At 64.1% G+C, this 22654-nt stretch carries 24 protein-coding genes and 3 tRNA genes; 10 read left to right on the forward strand and 17 right to left on the reverse strand.

The features are described 5' to 3' along the window. From ACKFR8_RS06360 to ACKFR8_RS06380, 5 genes are all read right to left on the reverse strand, one after another. Positions 1-648: a hypothetical protein gene (locus ACKFR8_RS06360; protein WP_408930999.1), complete on the reverse strand. Its 648-nt coding sequence runs from the start codon at positions 646-648 to the stop codon at positions 1-3. Continuing rightward, the gene (locus ACKFR8_RS06365) at positions 638-1099 is read right to left on the reverse strand and encodes an acyl-CoA thioesterase (RefSeq protein WP_408930939.1); all 462 of its coding nucleotides are present in this window, start codon (positions 1097-1099) and stop codon (positions 638-640) included. Before ACKFR8_RS06365 ends, ACKFR8_RS06360 begins: the two co-directional genes overlap by 11 nt. Before the next feature lie 54 nt (positions 1100-1153). Further along, positions 1154-2824, reverse strand: a complete 1671-nt coding sequence (gene ettA / locus ACKFR8_RS06370) for an energy-dependent translational throttle protein EttA (RefSeq protein ID WP_296133510.1) — start codon at positions 2822-2824, stop codon at positions 1154-1156. Positions 2825-2918: 94 nt separating this feature from the next. Further along, a complete protein-coding gene (locus ACKFR8_RS06375) occupies positions 2919-3557 on the reverse strand; it encodes a single-stranded DNA-binding protein (RefSeq protein WP_408930940.1) in 639 nt (212 codons plus the stop codon). A 205-nt stretch (positions 3558-3762) separates the two neighbouring features. Beyond that, positions 3763-5847: a cytochrome c oxidase assembly protein gene (locus ACKFR8_RS06380; RefSeq protein WP_408930941.1), complete on the reverse strand. Its 2085-nt coding sequence runs from the start codon at positions 5845-5847 to the stop codon at positions 3763-3765. 76 nt (positions 5848-5923) lie between these two features. On the opposite strand from ACKFR8_RS06380, the gene ACKFR8_RS06385 reads away from it, so the two are divergent. The 3 genes from ACKFR8_RS06385 to ACKFR8_RS06395 all read left to right on the forward strand — a co-directional run bounded on the left by ACKFR8_RS06385 (position 5924) and on the right by ACKFR8_RS06395 (position 7620). Further along, positions 5924-6862: a LysR family transcriptional regulator gene (locus ACKFR8_RS06385; RefSeq protein ID WP_408930942.1), complete on the forward strand. Its 939-nt coding sequence runs from the start codon at positions 5924-5926 to the stop codon at positions 6860-6862. A 45-nt stretch (positions 6863-6907) separates the two neighbouring features. Beyond that, a tRNA-Arg gene (locus tag ACKFR8_RS06390) sits at positions 6908-6981 on the forward strand. Between the two features lie 3 nt (positions 6982-6984). Further along, complete coding sequence (locus tag ACKFR8_RS06395; RefSeq protein ID WP_408930943.1) at positions 6985-7620, forward strand: hypothetical protein; 636 nt, start codon at positions 6985-6987, stop codon at positions 7618-7620. Between the two features lie 3 nt (positions 7621-7623). On the opposite strand, the gene ACKFR8_RS06400 is transcribed toward ACKFR8_RS06395, so the two are convergent. Then, on the reverse strand, positions 7624-7809 hold the full coding sequence (locus ACKFR8_RS06400) for a PspC domain-containing protein (protein ID WP_408930944.1): 186 nt from the start codon (positions 7807-7809) through the stop codon (positions 7624-7626). Positions 7810-7950: 141 nt separating this feature from the next. Here ACKFR8_RS06400 and cmrA point away from each other — a divergent pair, with 141 nt between their 5' ends. Next, the gene (gene cmrA / locus ACKFR8_RS06405) at positions 7951-8763 is read left to right on the forward strand and encodes a mycolate reductase (protein ID WP_408930945.1); all 813 of its coding nucleotides are present in this window, start codon (positions 7951-7953) and stop codon (positions 8761-8763) included. On the opposite strand, the gene ACKFR8_RS06410 is transcribed toward cmrA, so the two are convergent. Beyond that, positions 8764-10293, reverse strand: coding sequence for an alanine/glycine:cation symporter family protein (locus ACKFR8_RS06410; RefSeq protein ID WP_408930946.1), 1530 nt, complete (start codon positions 10291-10293; stop codon positions 8764-8766). A gap of 292 nt (positions 10294-10585) precedes the next feature. Here ACKFR8_RS06410 and orn point away from each other — a divergent pair, with 292 nt between their 5' ends. The 4 genes from orn to ACKFR8_RS06430 all read left to right on the forward strand — a co-directional run bounded on the left by orn (position 10586) and on the right by ACKFR8_RS06430 (position 13155). Further along, the gene (gene orn / locus ACKFR8_RS06415) at positions 10586-11218 is read left to right on the forward strand and encodes an oligoribonuclease (RefSeq protein ID WP_408930947.1); all 633 of its coding nucleotides are present in this window, start codon (positions 10586-10588) and stop codon (positions 11216-11218) included. 51 nt (positions 11219-11269) lie between these two features. Further along, positions 11270-11345 (forward strand) — tRNA-His (locus ACKFR8_RS06420). Between the two features lie 157 nt (positions 11346-11502). Further along, positions 11503-12576 carry an HNH endonuclease signature motif containing protein gene (locus ACKFR8_RS06425; RefSeq protein WP_408930948.1) on the forward strand — a complete coding sequence of 358 codons (1074 nt, stop codon included), beginning with the start codon at positions 11503-11505 and terminating at the stop codon, positions 12574-12576. Positions 12577-12609: 33 nt separating this feature from the next. Continuing rightward, positions 12610-13155 (forward strand): DNA-3-methyladenine glycosylase, encoded by a 546-nt coding sequence (locus ACKFR8_RS06430; RefSeq protein WP_408930949.1) that lies wholly within the window; start codon positions 12610-12612, stop codon positions 13153-13155. 8 nt (positions 13156-13163) lie between these two features. On the opposite strand, the gene ACKFR8_RS06435 is transcribed toward ACKFR8_RS06430, so the two are convergent. Then, positions 13164-14390, reverse strand: coding sequence for a L,D-transpeptidase (locus ACKFR8_RS06435; RefSeq protein ID WP_408930950.1), 1227 nt, complete (start codon positions 14388-14390; stop codon positions 13164-13166). A gap of 274 nt (positions 14391-14664) precedes the next feature. On the opposite strand from ACKFR8_RS06435, the gene ACKFR8_RS06440 reads away from it, so the two are divergent. Further along, positions 14665-14737: transfer RNA gene (locus ACKFR8_RS06440), tRNA-Lys, on the forward strand. Positions 14738-14780: 43 nt separating this feature from the next. Here the strand turns inward: ACKFR8_RS06440 and ACKFR8_RS06445 are convergent. The 5 genes from ACKFR8_RS06445 to ACKFR8_RS06465 all read right to left on the reverse strand — a co-directional run bounded on the left by ACKFR8_RS06445 (position 14781) and on the right by ACKFR8_RS06465 (position 18833). Further along, a complete protein-coding gene (locus ACKFR8_RS06445) occupies positions 14781-15284 on the reverse strand; it encodes a 2'-5' RNA ligase family protein (protein ID WP_408930951.1) in 504 nt (167 codons plus the stop codon). Between the two features lie 11 nt (positions 15285-15295). After that, on the reverse strand, positions 15296-16057 hold the full coding sequence (locus ACKFR8_RS06450; RefSeq protein ID WP_296133013.1) for an ABC transporter ATP-binding protein: 762 nt from the start codon (positions 16055-16057) through the stop codon (positions 15296-15298). After that, a complete protein-coding gene (locus ACKFR8_RS06455; protein WP_296133014.1) occupies positions 16048-17154 on the reverse strand; it encodes a FecCD family ABC transporter permease in 1107 nt (368 codons plus the stop codon). Before ACKFR8_RS06455 ends, ACKFR8_RS06450 begins: the two co-directional genes overlap by 10 nt. A gap of 2 nt (positions 17155-17156) precedes the next feature. Continuing rightward, positions 17157-18305: an ABC transporter substrate-binding protein gene (locus ACKFR8_RS06460; RefSeq protein WP_296133042.1), complete on the reverse strand. Its 1149-nt coding sequence runs from the start codon at positions 18303-18305 to the stop codon at positions 17157-17159. 249 nt (positions 18306-18554) lie between these two features. After that, positions 18555-18833, reverse strand: a complete 279-nt coding sequence (locus ACKFR8_RS06465; RefSeq protein ID WP_296133015.1) for a DUF3618 domain-containing protein — start codon at positions 18831-18833, stop codon at positions 18555-18557. A gap of 132 nt (positions 18834-18965) precedes the next feature. On the opposite strand from ACKFR8_RS06465, the gene bcp reads away from it, so the two are divergent. Further along, positions 18966-19439: a thioredoxin-dependent thiol peroxidase gene (gene bcp, locus ACKFR8_RS06470; RefSeq protein WP_408930952.1), complete on the forward strand. Its 474-nt coding sequence runs from the start codon at positions 18966-18968 to the stop codon at positions 19437-19439. On the opposite strand, the gene ACKFR8_RS06475 is transcribed toward bcp, so the two are convergent. The 4 genes from ACKFR8_RS06475 to ACKFR8_RS06490 are packed head-to-tail and all read right to left on the reverse strand — an operon-like array spanning position 19420 to position 22648. Beyond that, complete coding sequence (locus tag ACKFR8_RS06475) at positions 19420-19845, reverse strand: holo-ACP synthase AcpS (protein WP_408930953.1); 426 nt, start codon at positions 19843-19845, stop codon at positions 19420-19422. The two genes, bcp and ACKFR8_RS06475, sit on opposite strands and share 20 nt — an antisense overlap. Positions 19846-19866: 21 nt before the next feature. After that, on the reverse strand, positions 19867-20619 hold the full coding sequence (locus ACKFR8_RS06480) for an ATP-binding cassette domain-containing protein (RefSeq protein ID WP_306508004.1): 753 nt from the start codon (positions 20617-20619) through the stop codon (positions 19867-19869). Positions 20620-20621: 2 nt separating this feature from the next. After that, entirely contained in the window at positions 20622-21662 is a 1041-nt protein-coding gene (locus ACKFR8_RS06485; protein ID WP_306508003.1) for an ABC transporter permease, read from the reverse strand. Next, positions 21659-22648, reverse strand: a complete 990-nt coding sequence (locus ACKFR8_RS06490) for a substrate-binding domain-containing protein (RefSeq protein ID WP_408931000.1) — start codon at positions 22646-22648, stop codon at positions 21659-21661. Before ACKFR8_RS06490 ends, ACKFR8_RS06485 begins: the two co-directional genes overlap by 4 nt. Between the last annotated feature and the right edge of the window lie 6 nt (positions 22649-22654).

A 22654-nucleotide genomic window follows, 5' to 3' on the forward strand; every position in this document is an offset into this window, starting at 1 on the left:
CTAGAACAGCGACAGGCGCGTGGAGTGATAAACGCTGCCGAAGGGGGCGTCCACGCGCACCCAGCGGCCCTTGCCGGCCACGCGCAGGTGGCGGGGCACGTCCATGGGGGCGGAAAAGCCCGGGATGAGCCCCAGGTTGGTGCAGGCGAAGATCATCCGCATGGGGATTTCCACCTGTACGCCCGCAGCGTTGTCCACCGTGATGACGGTCTGGTTGAGCAGGCTGGACGGTGGGCCCATCGGGCCGGAGAACTCACGGGCCAGGCGCTGGCCCTGATCAGATAGCTCGCGCACGACAGCAACCGGCAGGGTGTCGATTTCCTGAAACCCCTCCGCCGGCGGCAGCGCGCCCGGCCACGAGGCATCGCGGGCAGGGCCTAAGTCGAGGTCCGCGGTGTTCTCGGTGTGGGGGGCCGAGAGGGCGTCGCCAAGCGCCTGCGCGGAGACCACCGCGCCGTCGCGCCCTACCGTTCCGGTGATGCGGCGGGCGGCCACAACCTCGAAGGGAGTGGTGACAAAGACGTCGACGTGCTGGTCATCAAGCTGACGCAGGCGTACCGACGCCGCGGCATCCAGCCCCACGGCGCGGGCAATCAGGGCCTTGAGCCCTACCCCTCCGCCGGTGAGGGTGAGCGACTCACTCTCCATCATCGAGCTCGACCACTGCGTGCTCGAGGATGATTTGCCGCTCGTCCTCGCTGACCGGGCGCGGCATCTGCGTGTCCGGGTCGATGGTGACCTGGACACAGTCGATGACGCAGGCGACCTCGCCGTGGGCGTCCTTCACCTGCTGGCGGGTGGTAAAGGAGGTCTTACCCAGGCGCACAACGGTAGTCTCCACCGTCACCGTGCCGTGGCGGCCGTCCCACTTGATGGGGCGGAGGTAGTCGGCCTCGATGTGGCGGACAAAGGCCACCATGTTCAGCCCGCGGGAGTAGAAGTTGTGCATGGCAAAGGCCAAGCGCGCTTCCTGCGCCAGCTCGATGAAGTTGGCGTTCATCATGTGGCCGTACATGTCGAAGTCCGACCAGCGCACGTTCACCGTCAGCGCGTGGACGTTGTCCGTGGTCTCTTCCGACACGACATTCTGAGTAGACATTCCAGAGTCCTTCCGGTTTCTTCTCTTCCCCGGCTTTCCCGAGGCGCTCGGGGCCTAGCGGCTGAGCTTGCGGTGGGTCACGCGGGACGGGCGGGCAGCGTCCTCGCCGAGGCGCTCGACCTTGTTCTTCTCGTAGTCGCCGAAGTTGCCCTCGAACCAGAACCACTGGCCCTCGGCAACGTTGCCCTCCCAGGCCAGGATGTGGGTACAGGTGCGGTCCAGGAACCAGCGGTCGTGGGAAATGACCACGGCGCAGCCCGGGAACTTCTCCAGCGCATTTTCCAGGGAGCCCAGGGTCTCGACATCCAGGTCGTTGGTCGGCTCATCGAGGAGGATCAGGTTGCCGCCCTCCTTGAGCGTCAGCGCCAAGTTCAGGCGGTTGCGCTCACCACCGGAGAGCACCTTGGACGGCTTCTGCTGGTCCGGACCCTTAAAACCGAAGGCAGAGAGGTATGCGCGCGACGGCATCTCGTTCTGGCCCACGTGGATGTAGTCCAGGCCGCCGGAGACGACCTCCCACACCGTGGCCTCCGGATCGATGTTCTCGCGGTTCTGATCCACGTAGGACAGCTTCACGGTCTCGCCCACGTCGACGGAACCGGAATCCGGCTGCTCCAGGCCCACGATGGTCTTGAACAGAGTGGACTTACCCACACCGTTCGGGCCAATAACGCCGACGATGCCGTTGCGCGGCAGGGTGAAGGACAGGTCCTTGATGAGGACCCGGCCGTCGAAGCCCTTGGTCAGGTCCTTGACCTCCACGACCTTGTTGCCCAGGCGCGGCGGGGTCGGAATCTGGATTTCCTCGAAGTCGAGCTTCTTGTACTGCTCGGCCTCGGCCGCCATCTCCTCGTAGCGCTGGAGACGGGCCTTGTTCTTGGCCTGGCGAGCCTTGGATCCAGAGCGCACCCAGGCGAGCTCTTCCTTCAGGCGCTTCTGCAGCTTCTTGTCCTTGGCGCCGGCGACCTCGAGGCGCTCCGCCTTCTTCTCCAGGTAGGTGGAGTAATTGCCCTCGTACGGGTAGAGCTTGCCGCGGTCGACCTCACAGATCCATCCCGCGACGTGGTCGAGGAAGTAGCGGTCGTGGGTCACGGCCAGGACAGCGCCCGGGTAGGACTCAAGGTGCTTCTCCAGCCACTGGACGGACTCGGCGTCGAGGTGGTTCGTAGGCTCATCGAGCAGCAGCAGATCCGGCTCAGAGAGCAGAAGCTTAGCCAAGGCCACGCGACGGCGCTCACCACCGGAGAGGTTGGTCACCGGGTCATCGGACGGCGGGCAGCGCAGAGCCTCCATGGCCTGCTCAATCTTGGAGTCAACCTCCCACGCATCGGCGTGGTCCAGCTCCTCCTGCAGCTTGCCCATCTCTTCCATGAGCTCATCGGAGTAGTTGGTGGCCATCTCCTCTGCGATCTCCTCGAAGCGCTGCTTCTTCTGGAAGATCTCGCCTAGGCCCTCCTCGACGTTTTCGCGGACCGTCTTGTCGTCGTTCAGCGGCGGCTCCTGGAGGAGGATGCCCACGGTCTTGCCCGGGTCGATGAATGCCTCACCGTTGGAGGGCTGGTCCAGGCCGGCCATGATCTTCAGGATCGAGGACTTACCTGCACCGTTGGGGCCGACGACGCCAATCTTGGCGCCCGGGTAGAAGGCCATGGTGACGTTGTCCAAAATGACTTTGTCACCGATGGCCTTGCGCACGTTTTTCATCGTGTAGATGAACTCGCCCATGTTTCACCCTTTGCTTCTGTCAGGATTGGTAAATAACAGTACAAAGACTACATCACATGGGCGGCGGCGGTGCCCCGCCCTTTGTTCCCTCGGCCTAGGCCATAACCTCCTCCGGCTCGCGCTGCTCCTCCTGCTCCGCTGCTGCCCCGTTCAGGGCCTGCTGGCGGTCCGCAGCCGTGTCGTGCGGGGAGTCCCCCGCTCCCGGCTGGAGCGCCTCCGGCATCTCTTCGTCCGGCGCGGGCTCTGCAGGCTGTTCCGTGCCCGCGTCCGGCTGGCCGGTGGGGACCGTGTGATCGTAGTCCGGCACCGGCGGGTTCTCCCCCAGCCACAACGGCTCGCTGCCGTCCTCGCTATAGACCGCCGGGACCTTGGTGGAGGTCACCACCACGAAGCGGTTGAGGTCTAAGCCCACGTGGTAGGCCTTGATGTAGCTTCGTGAGCGCTTGGCGCCGTGCTGATCCTCCCAGCGGTCGGTCACGAGGGGGCCAGTCACCAGAATCGGCATTCCCTTGCGCAGGGAGCGCTTCACGTTGATGGCGCACTGGCCCCACACCTCGGCGTCGATGAAATTAAGGTCCAGCTCGCGCCAGAGGATGCCGCCGCCCTCCTTCGGCTCGGCGACACTGCGCGAGGATGCGATGCGAAAGCGGGTCTTGTACATGTTCTCACTGATCTTGGAAAGCTCCGGCTCGTGAGTAAGCCGGCCGGTGATGGTGATGGGGTATTGAGACATTGTGGTAGTCCGTTCTTTGTAGGTTGTCGTGGGTTCTGTGCGGTTTTAAGGAAACCTGTTCGCTTCCCTCACTTCGCATCTTCGCCGCCTTCTGCGGAACCCACAATGCCCCGCGCGCCAGCCTGTGGATAACTAGTTGAAGACGTCAACTAGAACCCCGTTTCCCCAGGCTGGTTGTCACACCCGTTACACGGACAAAGGACTACTACTGCTGACGGAAGCCCGTCTCGTCGCCTTCACTCATCTGCTTGAGCATGGCGTTGTAGCGCTCCAAGTCCGCGTCACCATCAATGTCGGCCTTGGCGTCGTGGCGGCGAGCCAGGGCGCGGTCCTCCCGCAGCCAATCAATGAACAGCTTGCCAAAGACCACCACCAGCGGGAATTGGCCGAAGCCCCACGCAATGCCGCCGCCCGTGCGCTGGTCCGTGACAAAGTCCGGGTTCCACGGCAGCTCCAGGGACTGATAAAAGTCCAGACCCAGGATGGTTTGCATCTGCATCAGGTACACGCCGGCAAACAGGTGCAGGGGCATCGAGGCGAAGATGATGAGCAGCCGGATGCCCGTGGGCGCGCGCCACGGCAGCGGGTCTGGACCGATCACCTCCCAGTAGTAGATGTAGCCCGAAATCAAAAACACCCAGTTCATAATGACGTGCCCGGCATGCTCCGAAATCGCCAGGTCGTAGAAGTTCGGGAAGAGGTAGAGCACGTACAGGAAGCCGAGGAACTGCACCAGGTTGACAGCCGGATGTGTGAGCACGCGGAGGATGCGTGACTTGGTGAGTGCCACGGCGGCGTCGTGAAGCGTGGGCTTGCCCGGAGCCCCCGGTTCGAAGGCCTCCATCACCAGCGTGACCGGCGCGCCCAGCACCAAGCAGAGCGGGATGGCCATGGAGAGGATCATGTGGACCAGCATGTGCATGGAGTACAGCGCCGGCATGTACAGGCCGATGCCATTGCTCATGATGAAGGTCATACCCAGCGCACCGAGCAGGAACCACGCGGTTCGCGACGCCGCCCAGGTAAGCCCGCGGCGCTTGAGACGCCACACGGCGTACAGGTAGAAGGCAGCGAGGACCAGCCCCAGGGTGCCGAACATGAGGTCAAAGCGGAACATGGTCCACACGTTGGTGTAGCTGGGGGCGTCGAAAAGCTCGTAGCCCAGCAAGATCTGCATGGAGTTCAGGTTCGGATCGCGCGGCGGCGGGGGCGGGGTGCGACCCATCGAGATGGCCACGCCCACGGTGGCGGCCATGATGAGAACCTCCACCACAGCGACGCGGACAAACAGACGCGAGGAGCGCTCCAGCTGCGGGATGGTCACGCGGCGGTGGACGAAGCCGATGGCGGCAAGCACCACGGTGAACACGAACTTGGCGAGTACGAGCAGGCCGTAGCGCGTAGCAAACAGGTCTGCCAGCTCTACGCGGATCAGCGCATTGACCACGCCCGTAGCTGCGAGCCCGACGATGGAGAAAAGGGCCACGCTCGAATAGCGGCGCACCGCCACGCCCATGTCGGGGCCGAGGCGCCGGCCGTGCGCGATGAGCCCCATGAGGCCGCCTACCCACAGCATGATGAACAGGAGGTGCAGCAGCAGCGAGTTGGTGCCGTAGTCATGGTCGCCGCCGGCTGCGGAGTGGCCCTCCAAGCCCAACGGCACGGTGAGCAGCAGCGACAGGAAGAAAGCCACGACCTGACCGGACCACGAGCGGGCGGCGAAGCCCACCACTGCCACGACGGCCGCAATGACGGCGGTGACGAGCCAGACTTGCGACGCCGCAATCTGGCCCACCGCCATGCCCATGAGCTCCGAGTTGAGGACCTGCCCCAGCGGCGTGCCGGTCAGGTCCGACATCACCAGTGGGACCTCCAGCAACGACACCACGCCGGCACCAAGCGCAGCCCATGCGCCGGTGCGGGCGGCCAGGTGACCGTCGACAGTCAGGCGTGCCTTATTCAGCCGCTCGTTATCCCCCTCCGGCACGGCGGGGTAAATCAGCAACGCGCTGGCCATGAAGGAACCCACGGACAAGGCCATGAGCATCCAGGCGACGGCACGGAAGAAGGGCAGGCCAAAGGTGGTGAGGCGACCAGGATCCGGGATTCCCAACGCGGCAAGGGAATCCGCGAGGAAGAACAGGGAAATGACGCCGCCGACAAGTCCGGCAAAAACGAGGAAAAAGAGATAGAGAAGGCGGGAAGACTTGGCCCTAGAAGGCGCGTGCGAGGGCTGCGCCACAGCCTCCTTCGGGGCCCGTGAGCTGGAGTTATCTTTTTCTTCGTGCATAAGGGGCAGTCTACCGCCAGCCTTAGATTCTTACCTAAATAGCAGCAAAGATTCAGCAATCGGGTAATATGCCCTTATGGACTCCCGCCAGCTGCAGTATTTCCGGACGGTCGTTGACCATGGGTCCTTTACGCATGCCGCGGAACAGTTGCAATTAACACAGCCTTCACTCAGCCTTTCCGTGCGCAGGCTAGAGGAACACCTCAAGGTCAAGCTCCTCTCCCGCGGTCGCGGTGGAGTAAAGACCACAGAGGCCGGTGACTACCTCTATGGAATCGCCACCTCGATCGACGCCCTGCTCAACTCGGCGGAGACGCGCCTGGCGGAGATGGCGGCCGGCACCGCCGGCTCCGTCACGGTCTCCTGCGCCCCGGAGTTCACCTGGCTGTTCATGCCGGAAGCGCTGCGTCGCATGCGGATGCAGGCACCAGAGGTAAGCATTTCCTTAAATGACTTAGACGCCTCATCCACGCTCAGCCGCGTCACCGACGGCTCCGTCGAAATCGGCATCGTGCTCACCACGGACGCAGCCGCCTTCGCACACCGTTACAACGACCGGGTATCCATCCACCGCGTCTGTGACATCGACTTGTGCGTGGCACTCCCGGAGCGCCTGGCGCACCTTCCCGAACCGCTCAGCCTCACCGCGCTCACCCAGGAGACGTGGCTGCTGCCGCCGCAGGTCCATGAGCTGCGCACTCTACCGGATGCCCTCGAGCGCCTGTGGTCCACCAATCCCGGGTACGCGCCCACCTCAACGCAAGAGGTCTCCTCGCTCCAGACCGCACTCCCCCTCGTCGCCGGGGACTTCGGCATCAGCCTCATGCCCTACACGGCCCAGACATTCAGCCAAGCCGGCGTTCACTTCCGCCGCGTCCAGGAACCGCTTCCGACGGTGCAGGCCTTGCTCATCCACCGCGCGGATCACGCCCTATCCCCGGCGGCCAGCACGTTTGTGGACGTACTCTTGAACACCGACAGCGCCGCGGCCAGTACCCCACTCGCGCACATCTAGGCGTTTCGAGGCGGCTGCCACCTGTGAGCTATGATGACTCGGTACGCCTCCATAGCTCAGCGGATTAGAGCAGTGGGTTTCTACCCCATGTGTCGCGGGTTCGAGTCCTGCTGGGGGCACGTATGGACATCACGTTAGCCACGTTTGAGCACGCCCCGGCAGCAGCGCTGCGCGGGGTGCGCTTTGCTAACGCCTGGGCGCCGTCGGAAAGCTATGCGTCCTCGCGCCGCGGGGTGCTCACCGGCCAGTACCCGCAGCGCGGCGCCACCACCCGCATCACGGATGTGTTCGCGGAAGCCGGCTTCGAGGTGCGGGAAGACGCGCGCCACAGCGAGTCCGCGCGCGTGTTCCGGCTCCTAGAGCAGCCAGACCCAGCCGCGCTCGAGACCCTGTCCGGCGTCGTCGCGGTGTGCTCGCTGTTGGGCGAGCCGGCCCCGATGTCCGTGTGGTGGCCAGGGGTGGCCGAGGAAGGCACCTCGCGTGAGCTCGTCTCCCCCATGGATATCGCGCCGACGCTGGCGGCCATCGCGGGGCTCGACGTGCGGCCGAACGCCCGGCTTTCCTTCGACGGTCTCAACCTGGTGCCGGTGCTGCGCTACGGCGCGTCCGGGCACGCGGCCCTGTTCTTCGATTACGGCGTGCGCATGCAGGACGCCGCACTCATTCACGGCACTGCAACGCCTGCCGACGCCCTCCCCCGCCTCCAAGACGAATGGCGCACGTGGAAGGACTTCATGGAGCTAGGGCCGCTGCAGTAGCGTTTAGGCCACTGGGATAACGACCCAGAGGATCAGATACAGCAGAATGCCGGAAAAGCCCAGCAGGGTGGCAACCACGAAAAGGATGCGCACCAAGGTGGGGTCAAGGTCGTAGGTCTCCGCGATTCCGCCGCAGACACCTCCGATCATCGTGTCAGTAGTGGAACGGGTCAGTCGCTGGTTGTTCATGTTGTCTCCTTTCACCACCTATTATTCAGAACCCTGGCGGCGAAAGCATCAGTGTTTACCCCTATGTTTCCCCGAGTTTCTTTCCACTCGTGCTCTACGCTGGGTGGAAACCTCCCTATGACAGAAAGGACGCCTGACACCATGGCTCACTCCCCCGGGCTGCCCGCCCCCACCCGCACCTCCTACGCGCTGCTTACCGGCGCCAGCCAGGGCATCGGCGCCGCAATGGCCCGCGACTTGGCTGCGCGTGGCTACAACGTCATCCTCGTCGCCCGCCGGCAGGAGGTACTCGAGTCCATCGTCGCCGAGCTGCGCGCGCAGCACGAGGTGGATGCCATCGCGCTGGCCGCGGACCTGTCCGAGACTGCCGACGTCTCCCGGGTCATCGAATTCATGTCCACCAAGGAGATCTCCATCATCGTCAACTCCGCCGGAATCGCTAGCTTCGGCGCCTTCATGGACCAAGACTGGGACTACGAGACCCGCCAGTTCGACCTCAATGCGAAGGCCGTGCACCGGCTGACCCGCGCGGCACTAGAGCAGATGCTGACGCGCCGCAGCGGCGCCATCTGCAACGTTGGTTCTGCCGCGGGCAACGTGTCGATTCCGAACAACGCCACCTACGTCTTCACCAAGGCGGGCGTCAACGCGTTCACGGAGGCCCTGCACTACGAGCTCAAGGGCTCCGGCGTGACCTGCACGCTGCTTGCTCCCGGCCCGGTGCGCGATGCCGTCATCCCGGAAGAAGAGCAGTCCATCGTGGATAAGGTGGTACCGGACTTCCTGTGGACCACCTACGAGTCCTGCTCTCAAGAGACCCTCGAGGCCATGGCCCGCAACCAGCGCCGCGTGGTTCCCGGACCCCTGTCCAAGGCAATGAACACCCTGGGCAAGATTGTGCCCACCCCCATCGCCGCGCCGCTGATCGGAAGCTTCTACTCCAAGATGGCCTAGCTATTGCTCGCGGGCGACGGCCTTCTGCGCGGCCTCCTGGCGCGCGAGCTTGCGCTCCACCCAAAACTCGGCGTTCTGGATGCCCAGCGCCTCCGGGTCGAACTGCGGGTCCTTGCCGGCCTTCTTCTGCTCGCTGTAGTCCTTGAGGCACTTGAGCGCCGGGACCTGGAGGAAAAGGATGGCGATGATGTTAAGCCACGCGGTAGCGCCCACGCCGATATCGCCCAGCGCCCAGGCAGCACCCGGAGTGGTCGTCGCGCCAATGACGACGGAGGCCACCAAGAGGATGCGCAAAAGCCACACCAGCGCGCGGCGCGCGGCCTTGTTCTTGATCCAGCGGTTGAAGTAGGTCAGGTTGACCTCCGCCATGTAGTAGTACGCCAGCACCGTGGTGAAGGCGAAGAACGCGATGGCGATAGCAATGAAGCTCGGGCCGAAACCGGCCAACAGGGTGTCGAGGCCGTGCTGGACAAAGCCGGGGCCGACCGCGACGCCGTCGGGAAGCGCGCCTGCGTAGCGCACGGCACCGTCCTCGGACTCGCCTTCAAAGACCTTGTACATGTCGGTGGAGATAATGATGAACGCGGTAGCGGAGCACACGAAGAGGGTGTCCACATACACCGCAAACGCCTGCACAAAGCCCTGCTTGGCCGGGTGGGACACCTCCGCAGCCGCCGCGGACTGCGGGCCGGTACCCTGACCGGCCTCGTTGGAGTAGATGCCGCGCTTGACACCCCACATGATGGCAGAGCCCAGCAGTCCGGAGAACGCCTGCTCCGCGCCGAACGCGGACTTAAAGATCATGCCGAAGACCTCCGGAATCTGGCTGAAGTTCACGCAGAGGATGATGATGGCGAACAGGATGTACGCGCCTGCCATAAACGGCACAACCAGGGAGGCAAAGTTGGCAATGCGCTTCACGCCGCCGACAATGATGATGGCCAGCACGCCCGCCAGGACGACGGCAGACCACCCCACGCTGATACCCCACGCGTTGTCCACCGCCGCAGCCACACCGTTGGCCTGGATACCGGGGAGGAAGTAACTCGTGGCCAGAATCATAGCGATGGCAAAGACGATGCCGTAGACCAGCATGAAGGGGCCGGCCTTGGTGTGCTTATAGGCCTTCTCGATGTAGTAGGCCGGGCCACCGCGGTACTCGCCGGTGTCCTGGTCCTTCTCCTTGTACACCTGCGCTAAGGTACATTCCACAAACGACGTGGCGGACCCCAAAAGGGCCACCGCCCACATCCAGAACACCGCGCCCGGGCCGCCGAACGCGATGGCGGTGGCCACACCAGAAATGTTGCCCACGCCCACGCGGCCGGCCAGGGAAATCATCAGGGACTGGAAGGAGGACACGCCAGCGTCCGAACTTTCGCCGTCCTTGATTTGCTTGATCATGTCCGGGATGCACCGGACCTGCAGGAACTTGGTCACGAGGGTGAAGTAGACGCCGGCGGCCAGGCAGAGGAAGACCAGCGCTGGTGACCAAATTATGGAGTTAAGTGTGTCGAGAAAGCCTGACATGGGTGGGTGACCATCCTTCTTTGAATGTGAGTGCCGTCACTATGCGGACTGAATCAATTGTGGCGCATCTCAACCCGGTTATGTGACGGTAATCCCAATCAATCTTCCACACGCGGACGCCGCGCTTGCCGACGCCTCCCCAAACCACCAGCTCACACCAGATCTCCGCAGCCAAATCTTTTCTTCCTAAAATTGGTCGTACAAAAGATTCGGCGTCGTTCGCGCACCCCCTCGCCTACCCCCGGCCACCGCGGCGTCCGGTGAGAACTGCAGGGAAACTATGGTGGAGTGCATGAGTGAAATTCCCGCCAAGAACGACCGCCTTGTCTGGATCGACCTGGAGATGACAGGCCTCGAGCCCGACCGACATGTCATCGTCGAGGTCGCCGCAGTGGTCACCGACGCCGAGCTCAACATCCTCGATGAAGGACTCGATCTCGTTGTCCACGCCTCTGAGGAGCAGCTCGGGGAGATGGATGACTTCGTCACCGCCATGCACGCGAAGTCCGGCCTGGACAAAGAAATCCGCCAGTCTTCGACCACCATTGAGGAAGCGGAGGACGCAGTACTTAAGCTCCTGCAGAAGCACTGCGACCCAAATCATCCCGCCCCCCTTGCCGGTAACTCCATCGCCACCGACCGCACGTTTATCCGCGCCTACATGCCCCGCCTGGATGCCGCACTGCACTACCGCATGATTGACGTCTCCACCATCAAGGAGCTGGCGCGCCGCTGGCACCCGCGCGCATACTTCAACCAACCCGACAAGGGCATGGCGCACCGCGCGCTGCAAGACATCATCGAGTCCATCCGGGAGCTCGATTTCTACCGCCGCAGCGTATTCCGCACCGACAACGGTCCCACCTCCAAAGAAGCAGAGGAGCTCAAGTCCACCACTACCGCCGACTACCAGGCGTTTTTGTAATTCCCAGCGCGTGAGTTAACCTGTATCTCGTTGCTTTTCAAGGCAACAATGGTGGCTGTAGTTCAGCTGGTAGAGCACCAGGTTGTGATCCTGGGTGTCGCGGGTTCGAGTCCCGTCAGCCACCCCAAAGTCACGCACACGCCGCGCAGCTTGGACATGTTCCAGCCGCGCGGCGTGTGCTTTTTGCTGCTCCGGTTGCGGGGGTGTCTCACCCTGCTTTAGTCTCTGTGGTCACGGGGGTATTAGAAACCTACTTCCACTACCGCAACTCGGGGATGACGCTAGTGGAGAAAGCATCCAGCTCACCCGAGAAACTCCGCGCGCTCGGCGCCGACGCCAGTGATGCCGCCGAGCTTGCCCGCCTGCACCGCATCTACTTCGGCCCCACTCGCTTCACCGGAAAACAACGCAAAGCCCGCACCGCCGCCCAAAACAACGCCCACGGGCTGAGCATCCTCACCCTGATTGAGTCCTACGCCTCTCGGGTAAAGAAAGAACTCGACGCCTGGAACCTGCGCGCCCGCCTGGCCGCCACACCAGCCCACAAAATCCGCGACGTCGCCGTAAAACGCCTCAAAGAACTTAAAGAGAAACACGAACACAAACCCGGGGTACGGTTCACCTACCGCAAGCAAGGCCCCAACTCCGTCACCATCACCGACACACCCACCGTCATCGCCGATATCCGCGGCACCCTCGAATCCGTCAACCCCACCAACCTGCTTGATGCCGCGAAAACCGTCATCCTGGGTGGTAACACCGGTACTAGGCCTGCCGTGCACGCCCAGGTCGTCGTCACCCTTAACGAACTCGACCAAATTGTCAACGGAGACGGCGACGAGATTGAGTTGCAACTCACCAATGGGGCGCGCATGACCGGGGCGGAATTCCTCACCCACAAGTTTGCAGAGATTGGCTACGCCACCATTACCCACCCAGTAGAAGGACCCATCAACTCCTACCGAGTTGAACGCCACGCAAACTGGAAACAACGCCTCACCCTGTGCGCCGAAACCCAAACCTGTTCCAGACCAGGCTGTAACAAGCCGGCTGACTACTGCCAGGTCCACCACATCATCCCCTGGCAAGCAGGCGGGCTTACCAACATCAAGAACCTGACCTTCCTGTGCGCCTATCACAACGGCATCAACGACGACGACCCCAACCAAACCCACAGGAAGAGGCTACGTATTCAGAATGCCCGGCGGCATCGGATACATCCCACCCTGGGGAGCACCAATCACCGCCACACCCGAATACCAACAAGCCCTCGCCAGACTAACCGCAGAACAACCACCAGGCGCAGGCTAAGCGCCTGCGCAGAGCCACAACGAAACCCGCCAACCACACCAGGTTGACGGGGAATTCGGTGATCGCGCTACACTGCGGCAATGATTGATTTCTCAGCCTCTGCCGAGGTGGTAGCCCCGCAGCTGCTCGGCGCGGTGCTTAGCCACAACGGGGTGTCAGTGCGGCTTACTGAGGTCGAGGCCTACCTCGGAGAGCGCGACGCCGCCTCCCATACCTTTTCCGGGCGCACCCCGCGCAACGCGGCCATGTTCGGCCCTCCCGGGCATCTCTACGTCTATGCCTCCTACGGCATCCACCGGAACGGCAACATCGTCTGCGCGCCCGAAGGAACCGGTCAGGGTTGCTTGCTGCGCGCGGGCGAGGTGATCGACGGCGTCGACAAGGCCTACGCCCGCCGCGGTGAGACCGACTTCCACAACCTCGCCCGCGGGCCGGGCAACCTGGGACAGGCGTTGGGATTTACGCTGGCGGACAACGGCAGCCCCATTCAGCTCATCGAGCGCCAGACAGAGCCCCGCTGGGTCCAAGGCCCGCGGATTGGCATCTCGAAGAACGCCCAGGCCCCTCTCCGGTTCTGGATCCCCTTCGACAAATCCGTCTCCCGGCGCCGCGGCCTTCCCGCCTAAGCAAATCCTTACTGGTTAGCCGTGGCGTTGCCCGCAGACCAGGTGGCCCAGTCCATGTTCCAATCGCCCAAGCCATCCAGCGGGTTGAGCGTCTCGCCACCAGTGTTGGACACCTTGACCACGTCGCCGCGCTTGACGGTGTTCTGGAACCACTCAGCCACCTCAGGCATGACGTTGATGCAGCCGTGGGACTGGTTGTAGCTGCCCAGCGCGCCCGCCGCCCACGGCGCCGAGTGAACGTAAATGCCGGAGTAGGACATCTGGGTGGCCCAGTTGACGTTGGTCCGGTAGCCGCCGGCTGCTAGCGACAGGCCGAAGGTCGTGGAGTCCATCGTCAGGGTGGGGTACTCATCGCCGATCACGTAGGTGCCGTTCGGGGTATCCCACTTGCCGTCGGTGCCCATGGACACCGGCACGCGGCGCAGCACCTCGCCGTTCTTAAACACCGACATCATCTTGGTGTTGTTATCAATCAGCGCAATGACGCGCTCACCAACCGTGAAGTTCGTCGAGGCGTCCTCGCCGCCGTAGGCTCCGCCGCCCAGGTCGCGCCCGTACAGGTCCACGTCGACGCTAACCTTGGTTCCCGGCTGCCAGAAGTCCTTCGGGCGCCAGCGCACCTCCTGGTTGTTGACCCAGTAGAACGCGCCCTCCACGGCCGGCTCCGTCTTCACCGTGATGGCTTCTTCGGCCGCTTTGCGGTCGGTGACGTAGTTGCCAAAACGCACGCCAATCACCTGGCCCACGCCTACCTCGGAGCCCGGCAGCGGGGACAGCGCGACATCCGACACGGCAGCGGCCTGCGGCGTCGAGAAGGTCATGGTCTTGTGAACGCCGTCTTTGTCAGTGGCGTCGATGGTGTAGGTGTGGTTGTAGCCCAACTCCTCGGCCGTGGTCCACGTCTTTTCGTCGTCGGATAGCTTTTCCTGCACCACGGTGCCGACCTCGTTCGTCATCGTGACGTCCTTGAGGCCCGCGGTGGAGGTCACCTTGATGGGCTCGGAGGGGTCGACGTCCTTGGCGCCGTCCTTCACGGAGAACTTCAGTTCTTCGGCCTTCTTGGCCTTTTCAGCCGCCGCGCTTGCCGACGCACTCGCCTCCACCGACGCGTCGGGCTGGGCACCTCCTTCCTGCCCCTCGGAAGCACCAATGGTGCACGCGGTGGTCATAGAAGTCAGCAGGGCCAGCAGAGAGAGAGTTACTGCGGGACGTGCAGAAGGGAAAAAGGATTGCACACAAACCCCTAGTTAGAGTTGAACGAAGGTTGTCAAGACAGTGCTCTAAGACTAGCCCGCGCAACACCATCGAAACCAGTTGACACCACCAACATCGCAGGCTTTAACCGATTCGTTATCGCCGGCGGCACGGACACCCCACCAACCCTTCGCCCAAATACCCCGAAAACGCGCATTCACCAGGCGATTTTACCTTTTTCCACACAGGGTGTTAAAGTTACTTCTCGTTGCACGGCAGGCGCTGAGAAAATCAGCAGCTAGTACGACAACGAATGCGCCATTAGCTCAATTGGCAGAGCAACTGACTCTTAATCAGTGGGTTCGGGGTTCAAGTCCCTGATGGCGCACAATATCACCCCTCACCTGTCAAGGTGAGGGGTTTCGTCGATCCTAACCCAGGATTTCGAGTTGCTGCGTCTTCGGACGCCACCACGCGGCCTGCGGCGCCGAGAACTCCTTGTGCCGGAAGGTGGAAATGTCGTCGAGGGCCCGCATGTAGTCGGGCATCATGGCCCGCGGCAACCGCAGCCCCATCGTCAGGTGCGGCGTCCATCGCGGACCCCTCCCCTCCGGGTTGGCGGCACTTATCCGGCGCGCAGCGGTTTCCAGCTCATCTGTGGTTTCTAGGAGCCACGCCACGGTCTGCTTACTCTTGGTACCAAAGACCACCGTGCCCACACGGCGAAAGGTCGCGGGCAGAAGCGGCGGCAGCAGCTCGCGGGCAAGGTCGACTACTTTCACGTCGAGCGCCGGCGCAAACGTCACCGTAATATGCGGGCGCTGGTGCTGCACCGGAAAACCGCGCTCCGCCAGGGCAGCATAGACCTCCCGGATGGTCTCTTCATCCTCCGGCGTGAGGTACAGCAGGAGGTTCTCGGGCGATTGTCGGCTCACATGGCCCGAGTCTAACTAACCTCGCGCAGCGCCACGACAGGCTGACCGCGGTGGTCCAGCACGTCCGCCTCCACGCCGTAGACCTCACGCAGGAGTTCCTCCGTGAGCACCTCCCCCGGCGTGCCGTGCGCGCGGACGCTGCCGCCGTGGAGCACGACGAGCTGGTCACACATGCGTGCAGCCAGGTTGATGTCATGTATAGCCACCAGCGCGAGGCTGCCTTCCTCCCGCGCCTTTGCCCGCACGCGGCCCAAGACAAAGAGCTGGCGGTGCAGGTCGAGGGCGGAGGTGGGTTCGTCGAGAAGCATGAGCCCAGGGGTGCCCACCAGCATCTGCGCCACGGCGACGAGCTGGCGCTGGCCGCCGGAGAGCTCGTTGAGATAGCGCTGCGCAATCTCGTCGAGCCCCATGGAGTGCAGGACCTCGGCGGTGCGCGCGACCGGGTCGTCGCACGCTTCCCGACGCGCCGCAATGAGCACCGTCTCAAACGCCCGCAGCGCCGCGGTGTGCGGCAGGCCCTGCGGCACGTAGCCGACGAGCTGACGGCGCCGCTGTCCACGCGGGGCCTGGCCGTCGACGCGGAAATCCACCGCCCCACCCCGCGCGCGGTGCACGCCGGCCAGCGTCTTGATGGTGGTGGTCTTGCCGGACGCGTTCGGCCCCAGCAGCCCCACCACCTGCCCGCCGCGCAGGGTGGGAAGGCTCAGCCCGTCCACCACCGTGTGCGAGCCATAGCCGGCAGACAGTTCGGAGATGGTGAGTTCTACGTCCACAATGCCCTCCTCCGGGTCATGACGATGGCGATGAAGAACGGCACGCCCAGCAGCGAGGTGACGATGCCGATGGGGATGACCAGCCCCGGCTTAATCACGAGGCTGAGAGCGTGGGCGGCGCACATCACCGCCGCGCCCGCAGCCATGGAGGCAGGCACGAAGTAGCGCTGATCCTCGCCCACCAGCATGCGCGCGATGTGCGGGCCGACGAGGCCGATGAAGCCGATGATGCCGGCGAAAGCCACGGTGGTGGCCGCGACGAGCGAGACCACGACGAGCACGATGACCCGCAGGCGGGAGGTGTTGATGCCGAGGGCGGTGGCGCGGGCGTCGCCAAGCCGCAGCGCCGTCAGCCGCCACGACAGCGCTCCCAGGATGGGCAGCGCCACCACGAGCACCCCCGCTAATACGGCGTTGGCCTGCCAGCTGGCGCGGGTGAGTGAGCCCATGGACCAGAAGACGATTTGCTGGAGCGCCTCGCTGGAGGAGCGGTACTGGATGAGTGCGAGCATGGCCTGGAAGAAGAAGACGAGGCCGATGCCGAGCAGCACCATCGTTTCGGACTTCGCACCGCGGATGACGGCGGCGACGACGATGATGGCCGTGGCTACCGCAGCGGACAGCCACGCGATAAGCGCGAGGTTAAACTGCGGCTGGGCCAGAAGCTGCCAGCGCAGCACGATGGCACTGGCCCCGCCGAAGGCCGCAGCGGCGGAGATGCCGAGGGTAAAGGGCTCTGCCAGGGGGTTATCCAGGATGGTCTGCATCTGCGCGCCGGCGAGCGACAGGCTGGCCCCGATGAGCAGCGCCATGACGGCCATGGGCAGGCGCAGGCTCCACAGGACGGTACGCGTTTGCTTGTCGACGCCCCCTGGGTCCACCATCCCCCGCAGCACCTCGGCCGGGGTGAGGTTGATGGCGCCGACGATGACGCTGACGACGAAGGCGGCGAGTGCGACGAGGATAAGGCCGGCAACGATGGCAATGCGGCGGCGGGTTACGCGGGAATGCTCGCGGGCAAGCGCCGCGGCGGCGGCCACGGGATCGGTGGTGCTCTCAGCGCGAACCGGGCGTGCGGTGGTCGTAGAAATGCTCATAACTAGTTGGTGCTAAAGAAGGTTCCGTCGCCGGGGACGGGCGAGTACTTCTCTTGGGCATCGGCCCACTCTTGCTGGACGTCGATGTCTGCGTAGTCCTCCGGGTGGAGCCACGCGGCGATCTGGAGGAGTGCCAGGTAGTTGAAGGGCGAGTTGTAGAACTGGTGCCACAGGCCGTGGAGGTTGTGTTCCTTGACGGCGGTGAGGTCCTCGAAGCCGGGCTGGACGCTGGCCAGCGTGGCGGCGCTGTCGTGAGCGTCCTTGTCGCTGATGCCGTAGCCGGCGGCCGCGAAGCCAGTGTGTCCCTTCGAGCTATCGACCTTGGCGGACCAGTCGCCGCCGGTGGCGATGATCATGTCGGGATCAGCGTCGATGACCTTTTCCGGGGTCAGGGCCCCGGATTCGCCGTCGATGATGCCGTCGGCCAGGTTCGAGCCGCCGGCGACGTTGACCAGCTCGGAGATGTTGGAGTCGTTCCACGAGCCGCAGCAGTCGGAGACTCCCGCGGCGCGCCACACGAAGGCGGTGGGCTTGTCGTGCGCCTTCTGGGCGCGCTCGCTCACCAGGTCCACAGTCTTCTGCCAGTCGGCGATGAACTCGTCGGCGCGCTCTTCGTGGCCGAAGATATCGGCGAAGATTTCCATGGTGGGGGCGGTGCTCTCCAGCGGCTTGGCGCGGAAGTCCGTGACGGCGTAGTCGAGACCGGCCTGGTCCAGCTTGTCGGTGAGCCCGGCAGTCTGGGAGGCCTCGTACTGGTCCATGGAGAGCACGATGAGGTCCGGGTCGAGGCTAATCAGCTCCTCCACGCTGACGTCGCCCTTGGTGAAGCCGCCGATTTCAGGCAGCTCGTTGACCTTGGGAACGGACTTTTCCAGCTCGCGGTAGTAGTCCGGGACGGTTTGCTTGAGGTCCGAGCCGATAGCCACGACCTTGTCCAGCGGGTCTTCCTTGTTGAGGACGCCGGTGGCGAAGACACTGCGCCCCTCGCCCAGGATGACGCGCTCGGGTGCGTGGTCCAGCTCCACCTGGCGGCCGGCCAGGTCTGTGAAGCTCACGGCACCTTCGGTACCCGTGGCCGCATCGTCACCGGCGTCGGCACCGTCGTTGCTGGAGGCGCAGCTTGCCAGCGCGGCGGCCAGTGCCGCCACCATGACGCTCGCCCCTACTACTCGCCCGGCACGCGGCCCGGGTGTCAACACGTGAAGCACGAATTCTCCTTCAGACTTTCGTTTGATGTTCTGTTCGGAGGTTCATCCTACACAATCAGGTAAGGCTACCCAAAGTCTCTATAGGCTAGGCAATAATTCTCCAGATGACCCAAGACACAAAAAGAACCCTGCCCTGGGACAAGTCCCCAGGCAGGGTGGTGCGTGCGCGGCGTCGTGCCGGCGCGCGGTGTCCTAGCGGCGCTCAGCCAGCAGGCGCTGCAGCTCCTTGATGTCGGACTTGCGGCGCTTGGAGCGGAAGACGGAGAAGGCGATGAGGCCCACCACGGCAGCGCCCACGCCGGCGAGCGCCATCTGCACGTTGCGGTCCTGCAGCTTATCGGTGGCGGCACCTTTGGCGTCGTCCACGAAGTTCTGCGGCTTGCTACGGTCAGCCAGCTCATCCAGGGTGCTAGCCAGCTGGCGGCGGGTGCGCTCGATGTCGCGCTGGATGTCATCAATGTTGCGTGCCACGTATATCTCCTGAGATTTTTGACTTCGTTTTTGCTCTAACGCCGACATTCTACATTGACCTTCACCTTCACCGCATGTCCACCCGTGCGAAGGCGACCTACCGTGTCCGGAGCACACGGTAGGGTGGGGAGCATGACTGAAGCACAACGACTTTCCGTGGGAGATTCCGCACCGTCCTTTTCCTTGAGCGACGATGCCGGCAACACCGTAAGCCTGAGCGACTACGCCGGCCAGCGCGTCGTGGTCTACTTCTACCCGCGCGCCAATACCCCTGGCTGCACGAAGGAGGCGTGCGACTTCCGCGATAGCCTGGAGCAGCTCAACGGCATGGACATCGCCGTGGTGGGCATCTCTCCGGATAAGCCGGAGGCCCTGGCGAAATTCCGCGTGGACCACGAGTTGAACTTCCCGCTGCTGTCGGACCCCGACAAGGAAGTCATGACGGCCTACGGCGCCTTTGGTGAGAAGAAGAATTACGGCAAGGTGGTCCAGGGCGTTATCCGCTCCACGTTCCTCGTGGAGGCCGATGGCACGATTGGCCAGGCCATGTACAACGTCAAGGCCACCGGCCACGTGGCCCGCGTGCTCAAAGCTCTCGACAAGTAAGAATGACCGTGGCGGTGGCGTAGTCGCCGTCGTGGCTGATTGATAGCGCGGTGGAATACTCCCCCAGCGAGCGCTCAGCACCGCGCGCTATGTCCCCGCGCAGCGTGAGGGCCACGCGCCCCCACCCATCGGGCTGGACTTCGATCTCTGCCCAGTCGACGTCCTCCTCGCCCACCACCGGCGCGCTGCCATACAGCGCCTGCGACCAAGCTTTGATGAAGGCCTCTTTGGCCGCCCAGCGCCCGGCTAGGTGCCGCGCTCGGGCCTGACCGTCTAATCCGCGAGCCTGGGCCACGCGCAGCTCGGAGGCGCTAAAGACCTGCTCAAAGCGCGTGCCTGGGGTGGCCAGCTGCTGGGCAAAGGACGGAATGTGCACTAGGTCGGTGCCCACGCTTATGCCACTCATGGGGCCTAATCCTACCGCCGCCTACCGCGCCAGCTCCTGCTTGAGCTCCTCCAGCTCGTCGCCGCCTGCCATCCACTGGGTCAGCTCTGGCAGGGTGACGTCCTCCTTGGCGGCGTCGACAGTCGCCTCGCCCACCGTCAGCACCACGAAGTGGTCCCCCACCAGGTACGCGTGCTGCGGGTTGTGCGTAATGAACACCACGCCCATCCCGCGCTCGCGGGCGGCGTCGATAAAGCGCAGCACCATGCCGGACTGCTTCACGCCGAGGGCGGCGGTGGGCTCGTCCAGGATGATGTAGCGCGCCCCGAAGTAGATGGCGCGCGCGATGGCGACCACCTGGCGCTGGCCGCCGGAGAGGGCGGAGAGTTCTACGGAGACGTCGCCAAGCACAATGCCCATGCTGGACAATTGCTCGTGCGTAATCTTCTTCATCTCCTCCTCCCGCAGGCGGCCCAAGGCGCCGGTGAGCTCCTGACCTAAGAAGAAGTTGCGCCACACCGACAGCGACGGCACCAGCGCCAAGTCCTGGTAAACGGTGGCAATGCCGGCATCCAGGGAGTCGCGCGGGCTAGCAAAGTGCACCTCTTCCCCATCGACGGTAATGGTGCCACCCGTGGGCGGGGTCAGCCCCGCAAGAATCTTGATCAGCGTGGACTTGCCCGCGCCGTTATCCCCCAGCACGCAGGTGACAGTGCCCTCACGCACGCTGAGGTTGATGCCGCGCAGGGCCTGGAAGTTGCCGAAGGTCTGGGTAATCTCGTGCAGCTCAATCATGCCTATCGCCTCCTCGTGAAGTTGGCCACCGAGGTGTTGGTGAGCACCGCGAAAAGCAGCATGGCACCGAGGAAGAACTTGAACCAATCCGGGTTCCAGCCCGCGTACACGATGCCCTGGTTGGTCATGCCGAAGATGAGCGCGCCGATGGCGGTGCCCACCGCCGTGCCACGCCCGCCGGTCATGGAGCAGCCGCCGATGACCGCAGCGATGATGTAGAGGAACTCGTTGCCAATTCCCTGGCCGGCCTGGATAGAGTCGAAGGCGAAGAGCGTGTGCATGCCTACGAACCACGCGGCGAAGCCAACGAGCATGAACAGCGCCACCTTGACCCGGCGCACGGGCACGCCGACGGCCCGGGCGGAATCGTCGTCACCGCCGACGGCGAAAATCCAGTTGCCCCAGCGCGTCTTGTACAGCACCCACGAGGCAAGTGCCACGAACAGGAGCCACCACAGCACCGTGGCGCGAATGCTCAGCGATCCCACGTGCACGGTGCCGGCAAAAACCACGCGCGCGGAGGGAAAACCTTCCATATCCGCGACGGTGGGGGTGGCCACCTGGCCGGTCACCAGCTTGGTAATCGCCAGGTTAAGCCCCTGCAGCATGAGGAAGGCGGCGAGCGTGATGAGGAAGGAGTCAATCTTGGTGCGGGTGACCAGCACGCCATTCAGCGCCCCGATGGCCAGCGCGGTCACGAGCGACAAGACCACGCCCACCCAAGAGTTGAGGTGAAAATTGTAATTGAGCATCGTGGCCACGAGCGCGGCCGAGGTCACAGCCACGCCCGAGGAGAGGTCGAACTCGTTACCAATCATGAGAAGCCCCACCGCCAGGGCCACAATTCCCAGCGTGGAGCTGGCATAGAGCACGGTGGAGAAGGCCTCCAGGGAGCGAAAAGCGGGGGCGACCGCCATGAACAGCGCGAAGATCACCACCGCGCCGAGCAAGCTGGCCAGCTCCGGGCGGCGGATGAGGCGGGAGAATCCGCTGCGGCGGGTCAGGCGGGTATCGCCTGCGCTTGTCGACGCCTCCCCGCTCATCGCAGCCCCTCCTTCGCTGCCTCCGAAATGGCGTCGACGTTGGAGGAGTCCACGAAGGACGGCCCGGTGTAGACCGGCCTGCCGCCACCCAGGGTGGAGCCGTTGCGGTGGGCCAGCCACAGGGCGTCGACGGCGAGATAGCCCTGCATGTAGGGCTGTTGGTCCACGGCCCACTGGATGGTGCCGTCCGCGATGGCGTCGACAAGCTCGGCGTTGGTGTCGAAGGTGGCGACCTTGGCGTCGGAGCCGGCATCGGCCACCGCGGCGGCCGAGCGCATGGCCACCGAGGCCTGTAGGGCCATGACCCAATCGATGGACTTATCCTGCGCCAGCTTGGCGTTGATGGTGGACTGCGCGGCGGTGAGGTCCTTGCCGTTGACGTAGAGGATGTCCACCTTCCCGCCGCGAAGCCCCTCCTTCACGCCGGCGCAGCGCGCCTCCTGTGAGGAGTTTCCCTGCTCGTGGATGACGCACAACGCGTGCTGGGCGCCCTCGGCCTCAAGACGCTCGCCAGCCTTGGCCCCGGCGACCTTTTCCTCTTGGCCGAAGAAGGCGCTCATGCCGTACTTCTGGTACTCGTCCATGCCGGCGTTAAGCCCCACGGTGGGGATGCCGGCGTCGGCGGCCTTCTGGGCGGCAGGCCCAATGGCGCCCGCATTCGGCATGGTCACAGCAATGCCGTCCACGCCGGAGTCGATGGCGGATTGCACCAGGTTGGCCTGGTTAGGGGCCTCCGGATCGGAGGAGTAGCGCAGCTCGACGTTGTCTTTGCGCGCGGCGTCCTCCGCACCCTTGCGCACGAGGTCCCAGTAGGTGTCCCCCGGCGCACCGTGGGAGACCATGGCGATAACGAGGCGTTCGGTGTCGACGCCACCGGCCAGCTCGCCCTCCGCGGTGGGGCGGGGTGCACCGCCGGTGGCGGAGCATCCCCCGATCGTGGCAGCGAGGGCCACTGCGAGGACAGGGAGGGCAGGTTTGATGTTGATTTTCAC

Origin of the sequence: Corynebacterium axilliensis (assembly GCF_046097495.1) — a bacterium.
In the GTDB taxonomy this organism is placed as follows: domain Bacteria; phylum Actinomycetota; class Actinomycetes; order Mycobacteriales; family Mycobacteriaceae; genus Corynebacterium.